Annotated in this window: 19 protein-coding genes; 10 read left to right on the plus strand and 9 right to left on the minus strand. The window is 35.6% G+C overall.

From position 1 onward, the window contains the following. Nucleotides 1-26: 26 nt before the first annotated feature. Nucleotides 27-2,087 carry a hypothetical protein gene (locus ASE74_RS22790; RefSeq protein WP_055914586.1) on the plus strand — a complete coding sequence of 687 codons (2,061 nt, stop codon included), beginning with the start codon at nt 27-29 and terminating at the stop codon, nt 2,085-2,087. Nucleotides 2,088-2,157: 70 nt separating this feature from the next. Then, nucleotides 2,158-3,558 (plus strand): hypothetical protein, encoded by a 1,401-nt coding sequence (locus tag ASE74_RS22795; protein WP_157255510.1) that lies wholly within the window; start codon nt 2,158-2,160, stop codon nt 3,556-3,558. 264 nt (nt 3,559-3,822) lie between these two features. On the opposite strand, the gene ASE74_RS22800 is transcribed toward ASE74_RS22795, so the two are convergent. The 4 genes from ASE74_RS22800 to ASE74_RS22815 all read right to left on the minus strand — a co-directional run bounded on the left by ASE74_RS22800 (nt 3,823) and on the right by ASE74_RS22815 (nt 7,537). After that, the gene (locus ASE74_RS22800) at nt 3,823-5,244 is read right to left on the minus strand and encodes a Glu/Leu/Phe/Val dehydrogenase (RefSeq protein WP_055914591.1); all 1,422 of its coding nucleotides are present in this window, start codon (nt 5,242-5,244) and stop codon (nt 3,823-3,825) included. A gap of 653 nt (nt 5,245-5,897) precedes the next feature. Then, a complete protein-coding gene (locus ASE74_RS22805) occupies nt 5,898-6,116 on the minus strand; it encodes a CcmD family protein (protein WP_055914594.1) in 219 nt (72 codons plus the stop codon). Between the two features lies 1 nt (nt 6,117). Then, nucleotides 6,118-6,780, minus strand: a complete 663-nt coding sequence (ccsA, locus tag ASE74_RS22810) for a cytochrome c biogenesis protein CcsA (protein ID WP_055914597.1) — start codon at nt 6,778-6,780, stop codon at nt 6,118-6,120. 91 nt (nt 6,781-6,871) lie between these two features. Beyond that, entirely contained in the window at nt 6,872-7,537 is a 666-nt protein-coding gene (locus ASE74_RS22815; RefSeq protein ID WP_055914600.1) for a heme exporter protein CcmB, read from the minus strand. A 119-nt stretch (nt 7,538-7,656) separates the two neighbouring features. On the opposite strand from ASE74_RS22815, the gene ASE74_RS22820 reads away from it, so the two are divergent. Genes ASE74_RS22820 through ASE74_RS22830 form a run of 3 tightly spaced genes read left to right on the plus strand, consistent with a single transcriptional unit; the run spans nt 7,657 to nt 9,105 of the window. Next, nucleotides 7,657-8,136: a methylated-DNA--[protein]-cysteine S-methyltransferase gene (locus tag ASE74_RS22820; protein ID WP_055914602.1), complete on the plus strand. Its 480-nt coding sequence runs from the start codon at nt 7,657-7,659 to the stop codon at nt 8,134-8,136. Nucleotides 8,137-8,150: 14 nt separating this feature from the next. Then, the gene (locus ASE74_RS22825; protein WP_055914605.1) at nt 8,151-8,540 is read left to right on the plus strand and encodes a hypothetical protein; all 390 of its coding nucleotides are present in this window, start codon (nt 8,151-8,153) and stop codon (nt 8,538-8,540) included. Nucleotides 8,541-8,595: 55 nt separating this feature from the next. Beyond that, nucleotides 8,596-9,105 (plus strand): lipocalin family protein, encoded by a 510-nt coding sequence (locus tag ASE74_RS22830; RefSeq protein WP_055914608.1) that lies wholly within the window; start codon nt 8,596-8,598, stop codon nt 9,103-9,105. On the opposite strand, the gene ASE74_RS22835 is transcribed toward ASE74_RS22830, so the two are convergent. The 4 genes from ASE74_RS22835 to ASE74_RS22850 form a co-directional block, all read right to left on the minus strand. Then, nucleotides 9,102-9,500 carry a hypothetical protein gene (locus ASE74_RS22835; protein WP_055914610.1) on the minus strand — a complete coding sequence of 133 codons (399 nt, stop codon included), beginning with the start codon at nt 9,498-9,500 and terminating at the stop codon, nt 9,102-9,104. The two genes, ASE74_RS22830 and ASE74_RS22835, sit on opposite strands and share 4 nt — an antisense overlap. 307 nt (nt 9,501-9,807) lie before the next feature. After that, nucleotides 9,808-10,143 (minus strand): gliding motility protein GldC, encoded by a 336-nt coding sequence (gldC, locus tag ASE74_RS22840; protein WP_055914613.1) that lies wholly within the window; start codon nt 10,141-10,143, stop codon nt 9,808-9,810. A 142-nt stretch (nt 10,144-10,285) separates the two neighbouring features. Further along, entirely contained in the window at nt 10,286-10,558 is a 273-nt protein-coding gene (locus tag ASE74_RS22845; protein WP_055914616.1) for a hypothetical protein, read from the minus strand. Between the two features lie 97 nt (nt 10,559-10,655). After that, on the minus strand, nt 10,656-12,002 hold the full coding sequence (locus ASE74_RS22850) for a DEAD/DEAH box helicase (RefSeq protein WP_055914619.1): 1,347 nt from the start codon (nt 12,000-12,002) through the stop codon (nt 10,656-10,658). Nucleotides 12,003-12,292: 290 nt separating this feature from the next. On the opposite strand from ASE74_RS22850, the gene ASE74_RS22855 reads away from it, so the two are divergent. From ASE74_RS22855 to ASE74_RS22870, 4 genes are read left to right on the plus strand one after another with little or no spacing between them, the layout of a single operon-like run. Then, a complete protein-coding gene (locus ASE74_RS22855) occupies nt 12,293-13,627 on the plus strand; it encodes a dihydroorotase (protein WP_055914622.1) in 1,335 nt (444 codons plus the stop codon). A 36-nt stretch (nt 13,628-13,663) separates the two neighbouring features. Beyond that, the gene (locus ASE74_RS22860; protein ID WP_055914625.1) at nt 13,664-13,861 is read left to right on the plus strand and encodes a DUF2683 family protein; all 198 of its coding nucleotides are present in this window, start codon (nt 13,664-13,666) and stop codon (nt 13,859-13,861) included. 55 nt (nt 13,862-13,916) lie between these two features. Continuing rightward, entirely contained in the window at nt 13,917-14,177 is a 261-nt protein-coding gene (locus ASE74_RS22865) for a Txe/YoeB family addiction module toxin (RefSeq protein ID WP_055914630.1), read from the plus strand. Nucleotides 14,178-14,180: 3 nt separating this feature from the next. Then, nucleotides 14,181-15,254 carry a DUF3810 domain-containing protein gene (locus ASE74_RS22870; protein WP_082458905.1) on the plus strand — a complete coding sequence of 358 codons (1,074 nt, stop codon included), beginning with the start codon at nt 14,181-14,183 and terminating at the stop codon, nt 15,252-15,254. 36 nt (nt 15,255-15,290) lie between these two features. Here ASE74_RS22870 and ASE74_RS22875 read toward each other — a convergent pair whose 3' ends face one another. Then, on the minus strand, nt 15,291-15,872 hold the full coding sequence (locus tag ASE74_RS22875) for a tRNA-(ms[2]io[6]A)-hydroxylase (protein ID WP_055914636.1): 582 nt from the start codon (nt 15,870-15,872) through the stop codon (nt 15,291-15,293). Between the two features lie 151 nt (nt 15,873-16,023). On the opposite strand from ASE74_RS22875, the gene ASE74_RS22880 reads away from it, so the two are divergent. Beyond that, a complete protein-coding gene (locus ASE74_RS22880; RefSeq protein WP_055914639.1) occupies nt 16,024-17,259 on the plus strand; it encodes a glycosyltransferase family 4 protein in 1,236 nt (411 codons plus the stop codon). Nucleotides 17,260-17,352 lie beyond the last annotated feature (93 nt).

Consider the following 17,352-nt stretch of genomic DNA (forward strand, 5'->3'; position numbering starts at 1 on the left):
CACACTTTCCGAAAAACCCTATCTAAATGAAAAAAATTCTAATTGCCATCTCTTTCTTTTTATCCTTTCAACTGGCGCAGGCACAGGATTTAGTCAAGAAAATCCCTTCAAATGCATTTACAGTAGCCACTATTAAAGGCGACAATGTTTTCAAACTCATGTTTGTGAAAGACTTTAACGAATCTTTTGTTGGCAAAAAATTACTTACGGAAACATCAAAGTCACTGGATAAAAATTTTACCAGCATTGAAGATTTTGGCATCAACCTGGAGAAAAACATGTATTACTTCAATCAGTTAAGCGATAGCATTACCTATAACTGTTTCTTGATCCCTATTAAAGATGCTGCAAAATTTGAAAGTTTGATTGAAAACAAAGAAAAAAAGTATACTCAGCAAGGCGATATCCGTACAATGATTTTGCCAGATAGCACGAGTATAATCAAATGGAATAACAACATGCTTTATTTTGTAACAGGAAGCATTAAAAGTTCTTTCTTTGCGGATTCTGTCAAATCTGCACGTTATGGAATTAAAGACACAAAATATGGATGGGACACAACGGTAACCGACAGTACAGTAGTTACTGTAGATTCTGTTGCAACAATTGCTTACCCGGAAACAATTGATCAGCCTACCACTATAAAACCTTATAAAAAGGCCAAAACCACTGCTAAAAAGAAAAAACCAACAAAAAAATCAATCAAAGTTAAAACCCGTAAAAAAGCTCCCATTGCCAAAAAGAAAAAACCGGTAAGTGATGGCTTTATTGATGATGAAACTGCACCTGATATGGCTGATGATATGGTAACAGACAGTGCTGCAACTTATGTTTCGGGCGATGTTGCAGATGCGGCAAACTACAACCAGGCCGGCGATGAAAAACATTATCAGGATTATCAAAAAGAGCTTACCGAGCAGGATGTAAAGAAAAAAAGATTAGCCTTTATCTGGATGACTACTCAGGCCGATCAGATTTTTAACGGCACATACGAATCTATCGAAAACAATAAATCCTATACCGCAAGTTTAAACAATAAAGCCATTGCAGAACTTTGGGTATCGAGTTTACAGGATGTTTACAACTCAATAGCACCAGAATTTGGCACCTATGGAAAAGCTGGTTTAATGAAAGGTTATGGCAGTTTAAATGCAAAGCTTTTTATGGACAATAAAAGTTTCCGTATTTCTACAGGGTTGGAAATGGTTCAGGAACAGGCAGATGCTTATAAAAAAATCATGAACAGGAAGTTGAACAAAAAATTCCTGAAATATGTAAACAGCGAAAAAGCACTTGGTTTTATGAGTTACTCGATTGATACCAAAGCTTACCTGGAAGAGTTTCCTAAATTAATGAAACAAGCCTATGGATCTTTTTTAGGAGCAAGAATGGATGAAGAAATTGATTTGGGAGCTGATCTGATCTCACTTATTTTGGATGAAGAAGCTATAAGCAAAGTTGTTAAAGGCGATGCCCTGTTTGTAATTAACGGTTTAAATACTAAAGACGTTACCTATACCACTTACGAATATGATGATGATTATAAGCAAAAAGAGGTAGTTAAAACGAAACAAGAAACCCTGCCCGATTTTCTTTTCATGTTCTCATCTGAAGATACCAGATTGATTAACAAAGCAATTAAATACGGGCTGAACAAGAATTTTATCACTGTTGAAAATAACATATACAAATTCCAGGAAAAGAAAAGCCCAATTGATATTTATTTCATGATTAAAGATGGTATTGTATTTTTTGGCAACTCATTAACAGAGATGCAGGGAATTAGCAACAATCAATACAGCAACAATAAATTAAGCAAATTGCATAAAGATTTATTGAGCAAAAACAATTTCAGCTTTTTATTTAATGCCAAAAACCTGGTGGGCAAAGTACCGGATTCGGAAATTGGCGGCGAAGAAACGGCTAAGAAATTTAACAGCACTTTAGAAAAAATGGGCAATGTATATATGAAATCGAACCCGATTAAAGGTAGATTGGTTTCAGCAGATATCAGTGCAGAAATACCGAACGGACACGAAAATGCATTGAAATACCTGTTCTCTTTAATAGAAAATGCAGCGAAGTAATCACTTGCTTGTTTTAATAACAATTTTCAGTAGTTAACCGACTAACCCCTTTAAAAAGTTAACCTTTTCTATGATGAAATTTTTAAAAATAACAGCAGCAATAGTAATATTGCTGCTGATTTGTTATTTCGGCTTTTTCAAGTATCGGCAGATACAGGCGAATAAGATATCAATCCCAACTTCTGCCACTGCCCTGCTAAAAATTAATGTTGATGAATTATATAAAACCATCGCAATTAGTTATATAAAACATCCCAACCAATATACTGGAGGGGATAAAAAAGGCATAAAGGATAAAATAGAGGATTTAAAAACAGGCTTGAAAATTCCGGCAAATATCTATATGTATACCTTGGCAGAAAAAGCAAAAACAACCTTCTTTTCGAGCTTTGAAATAACAGATACGTTGGCTTTTAACCGCTTTATTGAGAAAAATACTTTCCTGCCATTGATGAAAAAAGAGTTAGGTTTCTTTCAATCAAAAGATTCGACCATCTCAATTTTATTCAACAAATCAAATGCTGTTTTAGCTTTTTCTCCTCAAAAAGAACAGGTTAAAACAGTACTTACAGAGATCCTGAATAAAAAAAACATGGTAAAAATTGGTGAAAGCAAATTTAATAACCTGATTAACATCACCGATCATTTAGTTTTTCAGGATAGCAACAATTTGTGCAAGATTAGCTTTACCGATGGAAAAATCAGTTTCAGCAATGAATTTACCAATAAATGGATTGAACCTGCACTGCAACCAAAACATCGCGTTTTAAATCCTGAAAGTACCGTAAGCATGTGGTTAAACGGAAAATATAAATCTGATGTATCGAAAAACAATCAGCCACCAAATACTTCTATTTTTTCAAAATATAACTTTTCGAAATTTTACAAAGATTACTTAGATTTTGAATGGACCAACACCATTACCCAAGTAGATACTGTTGTTGGTTATGAATATAATGATGATTTTGAACGGGTGGAGAAAAAAATTCTTCAGGACAAAAAAATTCCGGCTATATCTATTAACATGAGTGCAAATGATCAGGAAGTAAGTAATTACCTAAAATCTTTAGGTGCGCTGGATAAATCAACCGGAAAAATCAGCAGAACAATAATTCCACTGTATCAAACTTATTTTAAAGGTACCGAAGGCAATATTCAGTTGAGTACTTTACCAAATATTAAACCAGACCTTAATAAAATATCCTCTGAAGATTTCTTTTACTTTAAAATAGATTTTAAAAAATTGTTGAAGCAAATGCCAATGCCACTTATCGCTGAGAACTTAAGCAACTTTAGCCAACTGGAAATTAAAGCAAAAAGCACAGGAAAAGATAAAATTAAACTGGAATCGGAATTACTGTTTTCAAATCAAGACGCAAATGCATTAATTCAGCTTTTAAAAACCTTTAAAAATGGTATTAACAGCCAGATCAAATTTAATTTACCAATTGATATTCCGGTACGCAAATAGGCTAATTTTGCAGATAAAGGGTGATTTAAAGCAACTTTAATGAGTAAAACTAAAAAAGACCTTTGTAACAGGACTAAACCACTCCTATCAAATACAGGAGCATTCATTTTCAAAATAAAAAGAGCTAGAAATAGCTTTAATAGTTGGCAATAGATTTAGATCGTAACTCTTAACAATGAATAAAAAAAGCCTTGCAGTTTTAATCCTGCAAGGCTTTCATTTGGTTCTTGATCCTTCAACAAGCTCAGGATGAAAAACTAAGTATTATGGCCAAACGCCTAAATTCATATAAGAAACTGCAATTTTATCGATTGAATTTACAAAAGCAGCAGTTCTTAATGTCTGCGTGCCTGGCTTATTCTTCAAAGTTTCGCGAATTTCATGATAAGAATGGATCATGGTATCTTCTAAACCAGAGTTTACCAATTCCATTTCTGAGGCACCCTTAACAATCATCAAACGGTGCTCAGGCAAGATCGTTTTACCAGTCAGGTTTTCTAAAGTATTGATCAGGTTTGCATTAGAATTTGCCGCATAACGGTTTTCCATACGTCCGAAAGCAACATGAGAAAGGTTTTTTAACCATTCGAAGTAAGAAACCGTAACCCCGCCAGCATTGCAATACATATCAGGAATAATAATTCCACCCATTTCAGTAAAAATAGCTTCAGCTTCTGGTGTAGTTGGTCCGTTTGCACCTTCAGCAATAATTTTTGCTTTAACATTGCGGATATTAAGCTCAGTAAACTGGTTTTCTAAAGCCGCCGGAACAATAATATCACAATCTTGCTCTAAACCTTCCATTGAGTTTTTAAAATCGGTAGCACCTGGGAAACCTAAAATAGAGCCTGTATTTTTACGATGTGCGAAAACTTCATCAACATTTAATCCGTTGGGATTATAAATTGCGCCTTCATACTCACATAAGCCTACAATTGTAGCCCCAAATTCGGCCAAAAATTTAGCTGAGTGGTAACCCACATTACCTAAACCCTGTACAATTACTCTTTTATCACCTAAACCTGCTTTAAAACCAATTTTGGCCATATCTTCTGCAACTTCTACACATTCGCGTACGGCATAAGCCACACCACGGCCGGTAGCTTCTTTACGACCACGGATACCATGTAGAGCAATTGGTTTACCAGTTACGCAGCCTAAGGCATCCAACTGGCCAGGGTTCATGGTCATATAAGTATCGGCAATCCAGCTCATTTCGCGTTCTCCAGATCCATAATCAGGAGCAGGAACATCTATACCGGGACCGATAAAGTTTTTCTTAATTAATTCTGTAGTATAACGGCGGGTAATCGTTTCCAATTCGGCAACGCTATATTGTTTGGTGTTAATTTTGATCCCACCTTTTGCACCACCGAATGGAACGTTAACAATAGCACATTTGTATGTCATTAAGGCTGCAAGTGCCATAACCTCATCTTCGTTAACCATTTCGCTATATCGGATACCACCTTTTGTAGGGCTCATATGGTGAGAGTGCTCTACACGCCAGGCATCAATTACTTCAAAACCGTTTCCGCGGCGTATTGGGAACTGGAAACGATATACACTATTACATGTTTTAATCTGGTTCAATAAACCTTCCGGATGATTGGTGAATTGAGCCGCACTGTCAAAGTTTTTACAAACATCTGCAAAGAACTTGTTCTCGTCTGCTAGATTAGCCATTATTTATTTTTTAATATGAATAAGTTTTCGATGCAAAATTGCCTAAAAAAACCGCACATATCCAAATGAAAAAAGACTTAGTGTACACCAAACACCACGCTGATTTGCTGCAACCACAGTAGTTATACCAATTGTAGCAAATTGTTCAAAAACAATACTAACACCTATTTAAACGCAGATAAATGCTTTGGGAAAGATTAGAAAAACGACCATTTTTATCGCTTTTATTGAAGCTTATTTCAACCTAAAAAAATTATAAAAAAAATATTTAAATCATGCTTTTATTACAACACTTAACAAACAGAGCAATAAAACCGGGCTAATATTACGAATATTGTAATTCGGCAGCGGAATTATGACATAAAAAAAGTGACCAATTATGTTGATCACTTTTCAATGTTAATCTAAATCGTCCCGTTGATTTAATTTTTAACTAACCAAACTTGATCAATAAATTATCAAAAAACAATACTGCGATGTAGGTATTTTATGTCTTTACCGGCTTGTATCTTTAATTAGCACTTTAAAAATCGATAACATCCTATTTTACAATAAGATAAATATAAAATTTATGAAATTATCAGCAATAACGCATTTATTTATTGCCATTTGAAACGATAAAATATTTATAGCTATAATCCTTTAAGATCCTATTATTTGCTATTGTGGTTTTCTTTTTCAATTTTCTTTAATCTTTTATCAATAGCGAAAAGATAAGCAAGCAGGCCTACAAGAATAATTACGATACAAATTACAACAACGTAGATTTTTCCATTGCTGCGCAGGCTATCGGCCATTTCTACACCGTTATCCTGAGCAAATAGTTGCAAAGTGGCGATCATTAATATTAAGGAGAAAAATATCTTTTTCATTTTAATTATGTTGTTGTTTGTTTTCTATTGAACGTATTCTGAAACGGATGGTATATACCCAGTAACCAATCAATATCCACCCTAAACAAGCTGGATAAAATACCATACGCATGCGGCTATCTAAATCGTAACTGTTAAAACCTGGGTTACCCCCATTGCCCGGGTGTAATGAATCTTTTAAGCGTGGCAACACAAAAAGCAATACCACCATCATTGGAAAGGCAAAAATGTTATAAATAGCCGAAATTTTTGCTCTTTTCTGTTCTTCATCAATTGCATTGCGAAGAATAAGGTAAGCAAAGTATAATAAGATGGATATTGCCGCAAAATTCTGTTTAGGATCAAAACTCCAGAATTGCCCCCAGGTATATTTTGCCCAGATTGCACCCGTAATTAAGCCCAGAATGCCAAAAATAATTCCTGCATTTACACTCTCCACAGCCTTAATATCGTCAATTTCACTTTTAGTGCTTAACGATTTAATACTGTAAAAAACAGAGATTGAAAAAAGGACAATCATTGCAAACCACATCGGCACATGGAAATACAGATTACGGATTGTTTCGTTTAATATTGGCAAATGCGGTACACCAAGTAATAAACCCGCAATTGCGGTATAAACCACTAAAACTGAACCTAAAATTTTCCACCAGGTTTTATTCATACATGTATTTAATTATTGAATTTTAAATGATTGAATTAGCGACTGTATTTCCACTATACCATTCAATTCATCTCTCATTCTATCATTCATCTTAATCTCTCCAAAGGTAAGGAAATAACAATAAAGAGGTTGCCACCATCAGTACATTTACCACCAGCAACATGCCTATTTCATCAAAACTATTCTCCCAAGGCAAGCCATCCACAGCATTTTTCGCCAGCTTAATCAATAAGATCAATACCGGGATAATAATCGGAAAACTTAAAATAGCCATCAGCATTCCGCCGTTACCAGCTTTACTAGCAATGGCCGAAACCATGGTAAATACAGTAGAAAAACTTATACTGCCCAATACCACAGCGATGTAATACATCATCATATCGGGCGGTGTAAATGTATCGAAAACCATGGTATAGAAACCCAATGCTATTGTAGTAAGTACAAGCATGAGTAAGGTATTGTACACAGTTTTTGAAATTAAAACTGCAGCAGGGCTGGCCAGAATGTAACTGTATAATTGCTGTCCTTTAGTTTCTTGCAAAAAGCTTTTCGATACGCCGTTAATGGAGGCAAAAAGCATGATAATCCAAAATAAAGCATTCCAGGTTAATTTATCGCCAAGGCTAACAAACGACAGGTAACAGGTAAAAATAGTAGAAACCACATAAAGCAATACACCGTTAATGGTGTATTTTGAACGCCACTCTAACAGTACTTCCTTATGTATTAAATATTTAACCTCTTTGGCCAATTGCATAACCGCAAATATACTTTTATTGATAAATATTGCGCGCTTAAATTGTTGTATTGTTGTAATTTTGTTTTAGATAAAACCCTAGTGAAATTAGTCACGAAAGTACAGAAGGCATAGAAAACATGGATTATGCATCAGTTATAGAATCGCCAGTTGGAAAAATAACCATCTTTGCTGATGATGAATTTGTGTATGCTGTTACTTTTGCCGAAAAAGATACTACAGGTATGGCAGAAAACCAACTTACTAAGAATGTTGCAATGCAAATAAATGATTATTTTAATGGCAAACGGCAGGTTTTCAATTTCCCTATGAAACAAACGGGAACAGCGTTTCAACAGGAGGTTTGGCAGAACTTATTAACCATACCATTTGGCGAAACCACTTCATATGCCAAATTTTCGGCGCATCATCCTTTAGCGATCCGGGCTATTGCATCGGCAAATGGAAAAAACAATATTGCAATAGTAGTACCTTGCCACCGGGTAATTGGCAGCAACGGCAAACTGGTTGGTTACGCAGGCGGATTATGGCGCAAAAAATGGCTGCTTCAACATGAAAGTGAAGTTGCCAGAAAAGGACAAACAGAATTAAAATTTTAACCCTTATTTAGCAAATGAATACAAACCAAGCCAGAACGCCAAACAACTACTTAAAAGCTATACGTTTAATCAATATTGAAGGCGACAAATGTGCATTTGAAACTGGCAAGATCCCAATCCGTCAGCACATTAATGCAAATTACTTTTTTGCCCAAACCGATGTTTCCACTTTAGAGAAAATCCCTCATCCGGCACCAAGGAGGCAATATGTTATTACGCTTAAAGGTAAATTGAAGTTTACAGTTAGTAACGGAGAAACCTTTATTATCGAACCAGGAATTGTGCTTATTGCCAATGATACCGCTGGAGAAGGGCATACCTGGGAAATTGTAGATGGTAATGAATGGGAAAGAATTTATATCCCGCTGGAAGAAGATGCAGATGATTATTTTACTTTAGACTAAGACTGTTAAAACCAAAATTGGGTCAAATCCGTAAATAATAGCAAAACCTACTATTATGAAAACGATCTGCTCACTCCTGCTTGTTCTTTTAACTTACCTGCCCATGGAAAAAAATGTTCCTGTGGCTAAATTAGATTTAAAAAAATATTCTGGAACATGGTATTCGTTATATTCTATTCCTACAATTTTTGATAGAGGAAGCCGGGAAACAACCACAAAGTATACCTTGAATAAAGATGGTTATTACAATGTATTTACTACCTATAAAAAACCGGGCGATGATAAGGTGTACTCCAGGAGTTCGAAAATGTTTCCTTCAGAAGATGGTGATAAAGGAGAATTACAGGCGCAATTTATTTGGCCGATAAAGGTTGATTACTGGATTATTGAGCTGGCTGATGATTATTCTTACGTAGTGGTTGGCCACCCAGATCATAAATTTTTGTTCATCATGAGCCGTAATCAAACAATGCCAAAGAAAACTCATGATGAAATAGTAGCCAGATGTAAAGCTAAAGGATATGAGGTAGCTAAACTAACCTCGCAGTTGCACGAAAAAGTTTAAGCTGTAATTTTTTCGCCGCGTTTAACACTAAAGAGCATAAATATAACGCCTACCAAAAGTACAATCCAACCCCATTGGAAGTGTACTACTTTACCGATCAACTTATTGGCGAAACTATATTTTGTGTAATTGTTGGCGGTAAAATAAACGGCTACAACAGCTAAAACATACCATATTGCCATTACAAAACTCATAAACCTAAATGCACCAACACTTCTGATAAAAAGGAATAGAACTGAAATGGCTATTATCGCATAGGTAATTAGAAATAAACGCGCATCAGATTGATACAAATTCCAGTTCCCTTTAATAGGTACCTTTAAAATTGGGCAAAAGCCAGCAATAACGCATAATATTATGCCTAACCAAGCCCTGAATTTATTTAATACTAACATTTTTATAATGGTTAATTGTATGAATGGTCAACTGTTTTGGAGTTAATGATAGTCCACGGTAATGTAAAAAATTGGTCTGCCTATCTCAAAACTTCCTTAATTGATAAATTGTTTGAATTGTTACCTGTTTCAACATTAGTTAATGTGCAATAGTTGATTGCCTATAGTGTATCAGCCTAATCTGCATTTTTCAAAAACCCTAAAAGCGAAAACTATTAGAATTGATTAACACATCTGACACAAGCTGATGGTTTCAAAATTTTCAGCTAAATGCCTGTCATTTTTTATCCATTAACTATTGACTAAACTACTGTCCTTCAATAATCCCCATTTTATCGGCAAAGTGTGCACAGTAATCGCGCAGATCTTCAACAATTAAAGTTTCGTTTGTGGCTTTTAAAAAGCTATCTCCCATTGTTTGCAAAGTTTCGTAAAAGAAACGTTTCATTTCATCAACAGGCATATCTTTTGTCCAGAGATCAATACGCATCGAGTTTTTATAATTATGATCCCAAAGGGCAAGAATCATCGATTTTACCGGCACCTGATCTGTTGTTTGTGCATCGGTACTTTCCCAAAGAATATTCTCTGGCATATTGTTATCGTCTAACTCAACTGTTATTTTAATTTCTGCTTTTCTCATGTTAATATTGATTGCACCGCTTCAATAGATTTCTCCAATTAGATCGGTTAATTTTTCCGGATGCAAAGATGCTTATTTAATTTGATTCCTCTGATTGGTTGCTTAAACCGATAAAGATTGAACAGCGATTTTTACGGTTTGATTACGTTACCTTTTGTAAAATCAGCATAATTACTGCCGCAATTACAATGAAAATCAGTTCTACCACCCAAATTCTTTTTAAATCTTTTAAGGTAAAACGAAAAATCATATCAGTTATAAATGTTACCACAATTAAACAGCCCAAAATAAGCAGGTAAAAACCATCCATGTTTACATGTCTGGGTGCTGTACTTTTATCCGATAAAAGATTTACAACCACAAGCCCTAATCCTGCGGCACTAATGATATTCAAAGGTGTAATCCTAAGTTTCATCTGTGTTTATTTATTGTTTTAAATTGTCAGATGGAGCCTTTGACGATTTAAATAATTATTTAGAAAATTAATACTTATTTTAATTGCGTCGGGTTCATTACTTTTTCTTATCGAATTTTTTACCTTTTTTAAAGCTCTTAATCTGCTTTCCGGCCTTTGCTTTCGCTTTTTCCCTTACCTTTTTTTCAATTGCAGCAGCATGTTTTTTCTCATGGAAAGCACCTTTAAAATCAGGATCTTCTTTCCGTTTTTGCATATCAATTTCCTTCGCAATGTGTTGACGTTCTTCGTAAGGGGTTTCATCAATAAAAACTCCTTCAGGAATTTCAACAACAGGAATATACTGGCGGATCAGTTTTTCGATTTTGCGGATATAATATTTTTCAGCATCTGTAGCAAATGTTATCGCATCGCCTTTGGCAAAAGCCCTACCTGTACGCCCGATACGGTGCACATAATCTTCAATAATGATAGGCACATCGAAATTAATTACGTGACTTACATCACTTACATCAATCCCTCTACTCGCAACATCTGTAGCAACCAAAACCCTGATATTACCTTCTTTAAAGCTATTTATAGAGTTAATTCTTGTATTCTGACCTTTATTGGCATGAATTACGCGAACATTATCGGCACCATACCTCCGTTCGATAAAACTATATATGTTATCTGCAACGGTTTTGGTTTTACAAAAAATAATCAGGCGGTTAAAAGCCTCGTCATTCTTTAGCAAATGCTGAAGCAAGTTAATTTTCGTTTTAAAATTCGGAACGTAATATAAGGCCTGTGTTACATTTGCAGCCGGGGTTGCTTGCGCAGATGCCTCAATCACAAGTGGATTATTCAAGAAATCGCCGGCAATTTTTTGTACTAGCTCACTCATTGTTGCCGAAAACAGCAAATTTTGGCGTTTACGTGGAACAATTTCTAAAATTCGGTGAATTGAGCCAATAAAGCCCATATCCATCATTTTATCAGCTTCATCCAACACTAAAAATTTAAGACTTTGGGTATTGATATCGCCAGACAAATACAAATCCAAAAATCTTCCAGGGGTAGCAATCAAAATGTCGATACCCTTAGCAATCTGTTCTTTCTGCGTTTTTGGACCAATTCCACCGAAAATTACCAATGAACGTAGATCGGTATGTGTAGAAAACAACTTTACCTGCTCTGCAATTTGCATGGCCAATTCGCGGGTTGGAGATAAAATCAAAGCCCTGGGATTGTCACCCTGAGCATATTTTAATTGCATTAAAATAGGCAAAACAAAAGCCGCGGTTTTCCCTGTACCGGTTTCGGCAATACCAAAAATATCCTGTCCCGATAATACCGGAGCAATTGCTTTTTCCTGTATCGGCGTGGCAACGGTGTAACCTGCATCGGCAACTGCATTTAAAATTTGCCTGTTTAACTTAAATTCTTCGAACGATTTTGCCATAGCGCACAAAGATAGTGATTAAGGTTGAGGGTTTGAAGGTGTTAGGCAGATGGTTTCGATCACATTCAAAAACAGGGCTCCTTTTATAAGAATGAGTAGAAAAGCAATTTCAGGAATTCTTCTTTAATCAAGCCCCACAATCTGCTCTACTTCATGCCAGTAATTTTCCGGTTTATTGCATTCAAAACAGTAACATTAAAACTCTTCTGTACCTCTTTCCGCTTAACCAGCGTGTCAAAATTCTCAAATCTCCTATCTAACTTCTCAAATCTATTTTTACCTTTGAAAGTATGAATACTTACCTGATAAAAGCTGCCACAATTGTAAATGAAGGACAAAAAATTGTTGCTGATGTATTGATAAAAGATGGATTGATAACCAAAATAGGCCAAAATTTATCTGCAGCCGATGCACAAGAAATCAACGCAGAAGGCCAATACCTTTTACCAGGAATGATTGATGACCAGGTGCATTTTCGCGAGCCGGGCTTAACCCATAAAGCAGATATTTTTACCGAAAGTATGGCTGCCGTTGCCGGTGGGATTACATCCTTTATGGAAATGCCAAATACTGTACCCAATACCTTAACACAAGATTTACTGGCTGATAAATATGAAATTGCCGCACAAACTTCGCTGGCCAATTATTCATTTTATATGGGCGCCAGTAACGATAATATTGAAGAGGTACTAAAAACGGATCCAAAAAATGTTTGCGGAATTAAAGTCTTCATGGGCTCATCCACAGGAAATATGCTGGTTGATAACGAAAAAACGTTAGAAAACATCTTTAGCAAAGCACCGATTTTGGTAGCAACCCATTGCGAAGATGAAGCCACTATTCGCCATAATCTTGCCGAATTTAAAGCGAAATACGGTGAGGATCTTACAATTGAAATGCATCCACTGATCCGTAGTGCTGAGGCTTGTTATAAATCATCCTCATTAGCGGTAGAACTGGCTAAAACTTATCAAACACGTTTACACATTCTACATATCTCTACAGCAAAAGAAATTGCTTTATTTGATAACATTACTCCATTAAAAGATAAAAAAATTACAGCCGAAGCTTGCGTGCATCACCTATGGTTTAACGATAAGGATTACGCATCAAAGGGAAATTTCATTAAATGGAACCCGGCTGTGAAAACCGAAGATGATCAAAAAGGGGTGCTCAAAGGTGTATTAGAAAATTATATTGATGTAATTGCCACAGATCATGCGCCACATACATTGGCAGAAAAGCAACAGCCTTACAGTCAGGCTCCATCAGGAGGGCCATTGGTTCAGCATGCTTTGCCTGCTTTGCTGGAAATGCATTTACAGGGTAAAATTTCTTTAGAAAAAATTGTTGAAAAAACGGCACATAACCTAGCGATTTGTTTTGATATAGAAAAACGCGGATTTATACGGGAAGGATACTGGGCTGATTTAGTTTTGGTAGATTTAAAAGATTCATGGACGGTAACCAAGCTTAATAATTTTTACAAATGTGGCTGGAGCCCCTTTGATGGAGATACTTTCCAGGCGAGTATTACACATACTTTTGTATCAGGCAATTTAGCTTATCAAAAAGGGAAATTCACGACTGATCAAATCGGAAAACGCCTAACTTTTGCCAGATAGATTTGTTATATTTGTTTTAATATAAAGTTATTATATATGGAAACATTAATTGCACATCCAAAAAACGAAGAAGAAGCTACTGCCTTGAAAGTTGTTATGAAAGTTTTGAAGATCGATTTTGAAACAGAAGAAAGTCCGTATAACCCAGAATTTGTAGCTAAAATAAAAAGAAGTCAAGAACAAATGAAAGCGGGAAAAGGTGTCAAAATTGCCGTAGAAGATTTATGGAAATAAGCTCTTGGGTGACGTACAAAACATGATAAAATAAATCCATTAAGCGCTCAATACCATGGATATTATATATTATGATGAAGCCTTAGCCGACATCGAATTTTGGAAAAAATCTGGAAATAAAACAATTCAGAAGAAGATTCAACAGTTAATTATTGCGATTTTGAAAGACCCGTATGAAGGGATTGGAAAACCAGAACCTTTAAAACATGATTTATCCAGTTTATGGTCCAGAAGAATAAATCGCGAACACAGAATCATCTATCAGATATTAAACGATGCCTTACATATCCATTCACTAAGAGGCCATTATAAATAAATAATGATAGCCCGACGATTACTCATCAAATTATTCATTTCACTTGGTCTTGCCATCTTAATTTTCACCTTTGGCTTCTTCCCCACCCTTGTCCAAAAATATTATTCAACAGGCTTTTACCCTTATATTTCTTCAGCATTAAGATTTATATCGTCCATTTTCCCTTTTGCCATCGGCGATATCATTTATGCTTTGCTTATTGGCTTTGTATTTTATAAGATTTTTAGGTTTTATAAGCAACGAAAATCACTAAAAAAGACGGATAGGATTTTTGTTCCTTTACAAGTGCTCAACTTTTTTCTGGTTCTCTATATCATTTTTAAAATTGTATGGGGCTTAAATTACAGTCGACCAAGTGTTAGTGAAGAATTAGGCATAGGCAATGAAAAGTATAATCTTAAAGAACTGGTTCTCCTGGGTGATTATTTTGTGCAAAAAACCAATAACCTAAAGCTTAAACAAGGCAAAATCCCCGCTTATACGATTAAGGAACTGGAAGTAAAATCGTCAGAAGCTTATTCACTCATGTTGCAAAAAAATCAATTATTTCGATATCAAAACCCTTGTTTAAAGTCGGTTTTAAACGCATGGATAATTAGTAAAATCGGAATCGAAGGCTATTATGCCCCGCTTTCAGGCGAAGCAAATATGAATATGAATCTTCCTGACTTTGTAAAACCTTATGTAAGTTGCCACGAAATCGGACATCAACTTGGCATTGCCTACGAAGACGAAGCTAACCTATTGGGGTACCTAACGGCCAGTAACAGTAGTGATGTGAATTACCAATATTCTGCCAATTATGAAATGTTGCGGTATATTTTGTTCGAAATCAGAATGAAATCTCCTGACGATTATAAAATACTTTATTCGAAAATTTTGCCACAAGTTTTAGCAGATTTTAAAACCGAAAAAGAATTTTGGAGAAAATACAATGGCGATATGTTCGGTTACATGGATGCCGCTTTCGACAGTTTCTTAAAGTTAAACAACCAGAAAAAGGGAATAGATAGCTACCAGGATATTGTAATCTGGTTATGGAATATACATAAAAAGGAGTTAACAGTTGCCAATTAACAGTTGATGATGAAAAACTGCAAACCGAAAACTTAACTATCCGTGTATTGCTTCTTTAGTTCCGAAACTCTGAATCAGTTCTCCTTCAAAATTCAGCCACTCTTTCCAGCGTTTATCCACATCTACATCTGTACTGTATTTACGGGCGAAATTTAAAAATGTAGTGTAATGGCCAGCTTCCGATACCATTAATTCGTGATAAAACCTGGCCAGTTCCTCATCTTTTATATTTAACGATAATACCCTGAAACGCTCGCAGCTTCTGGCTTCAATCATTGCGGCAAACAACAATCTGTCAATAAATGCCATATTCCGGCTACCATCTTTTTTGCTAAACTTTACCAAACGGCCAACATAATCATCTTTGCGTTCTCTACTTAAGGTATAGCCGCGTTTTTTTATAATGTTTATTACCATTTGGAAGTGTTGCATTTCTTCGATGGCAATCGCTGTTAACTCATCTACAAGATCTTGATGTTCAGAATTTTGTGTAATCAAAGTAATTGCATTGGTTGCTGCTTTTTGTTCGCACCAGGCATGATCAGATAAAATTTCCTCTAAATTCGATTCCGCAATATTTGCCCAACGCGGGTCTGTCAATAATTTTAATCCTAACATGTAATGCTTTGTGTTGAGCTGCAAAATTAGGAATATTTAAGATACGTTTAATATTTCGGGCAGATTTTTAGATCATGTAGATTTTACTTTTCACGCTGCAAAACTAAATTTATCTGTGGGAGCCGAAAAAAAGAGTTTATTTTGCAGGAACATGAATAAAGGTGCTAAGAAATTATTGATAATCGGATTGGTGTGGCCCGAACCCACTTCATCGGCAGCGGGAACAAGAATGATCCAACTGGTTAATTTATTTCTATCAAAAAATTATCAGATCACTTTTGCGTCAGCAGCATCAAAAAGCGATTTCAGTTATAATTTTAATGGAATTGGTGTTTCTGAGCAGGAAATTGAACTGAATAACGAAAGTTTTAACGCATTTTTGAGAGAACTGCATCCCGAAATCGTACTTTTCGATCGTTTTATGATTGAGGAACAGTATGGCTGGAGAGTACAGCACGAATGCCCCCATGCACTAAGAATTTTAGATACAGAGGATTTACACTTACTGCGGAGTGCCCGCGAGCTGAGCGATAAGAAAAAACAAGCTTTAGATTTATTTTCAGATACCGCTAAAAGAGAAGTTGCGTCAATTTTACGTTGTGATTTATCCTTAATTATTTCAGAAACTGAGATGGATATTTTAACAACAGATTTTAAAATTGACCGCTCATTGATTTATTATCTACCTTTTCTTGAAGAAGAAATTAATACCGATACCATCAAAAACTGGATACCGTTTGAAGATCGATCTGATTTTATTTTCATAGGTAACTTCCTGCACGAACCGAACTGGAATACCGTACAGTTTTTAAAAACCAAAATATGGCCAATACTACGGAAAAAACTCCCTGGAGCAAGGCTTAATATTTATGGTGCATACCCCTCTCAAAAGGTTCTACAGCTGGCTAATAAAGCCGAAAAATTTATGATCAAAGGTAGAGCACTATATGCTAAAGAAACCATTTCCAAACATAAGGTATTGTTGGCACCCATTCAATTTGGTGCAGGAGTAAAAGGCAAATTTATCGATGCCATGCAGACAGGTACACCATCCGTTACCACTTCTATCGGTGCAGAAGCCATGAAAGGCAATTTAGAATGGAACGGTTATGTTGAGGATAATTTAGACGAATTTATAGATAAAGCCGTAGAACTTTATCAGGATAAAAATAGCTGGCAAATAGCGCAACAACATGGCATCCAGATTATTAACCAAAGATATTCGGCAAAACATTTTATTGATCATTTTACATCAGAAGTTGAAAGATTAATTTCAGGTTTAATAAAACACCGTCAGGATAATTTTTTTGGCCAAATTCTAAATCACCACACTGCACAAAGCACAAAGTACATGAGCTTGTGGATTGAAGAGAAGAATAGAAAGTAGGTTGGAGGTTTTAGTGGAGATTAGGTAGTTCCTGGCCAAATAATTATATTATTAATCCCTCGATTTGTGTACCCACAGACCAAAACACCTTCA

This window comes from Pedobacter sp. Leaf216 (genome assembly GCF_001421515.1).
Lineage (GTDB): Bacteria > Bacteroidota > Bacteroidia > Sphingobacteriales > Sphingobacteriaceae > Pedobacter.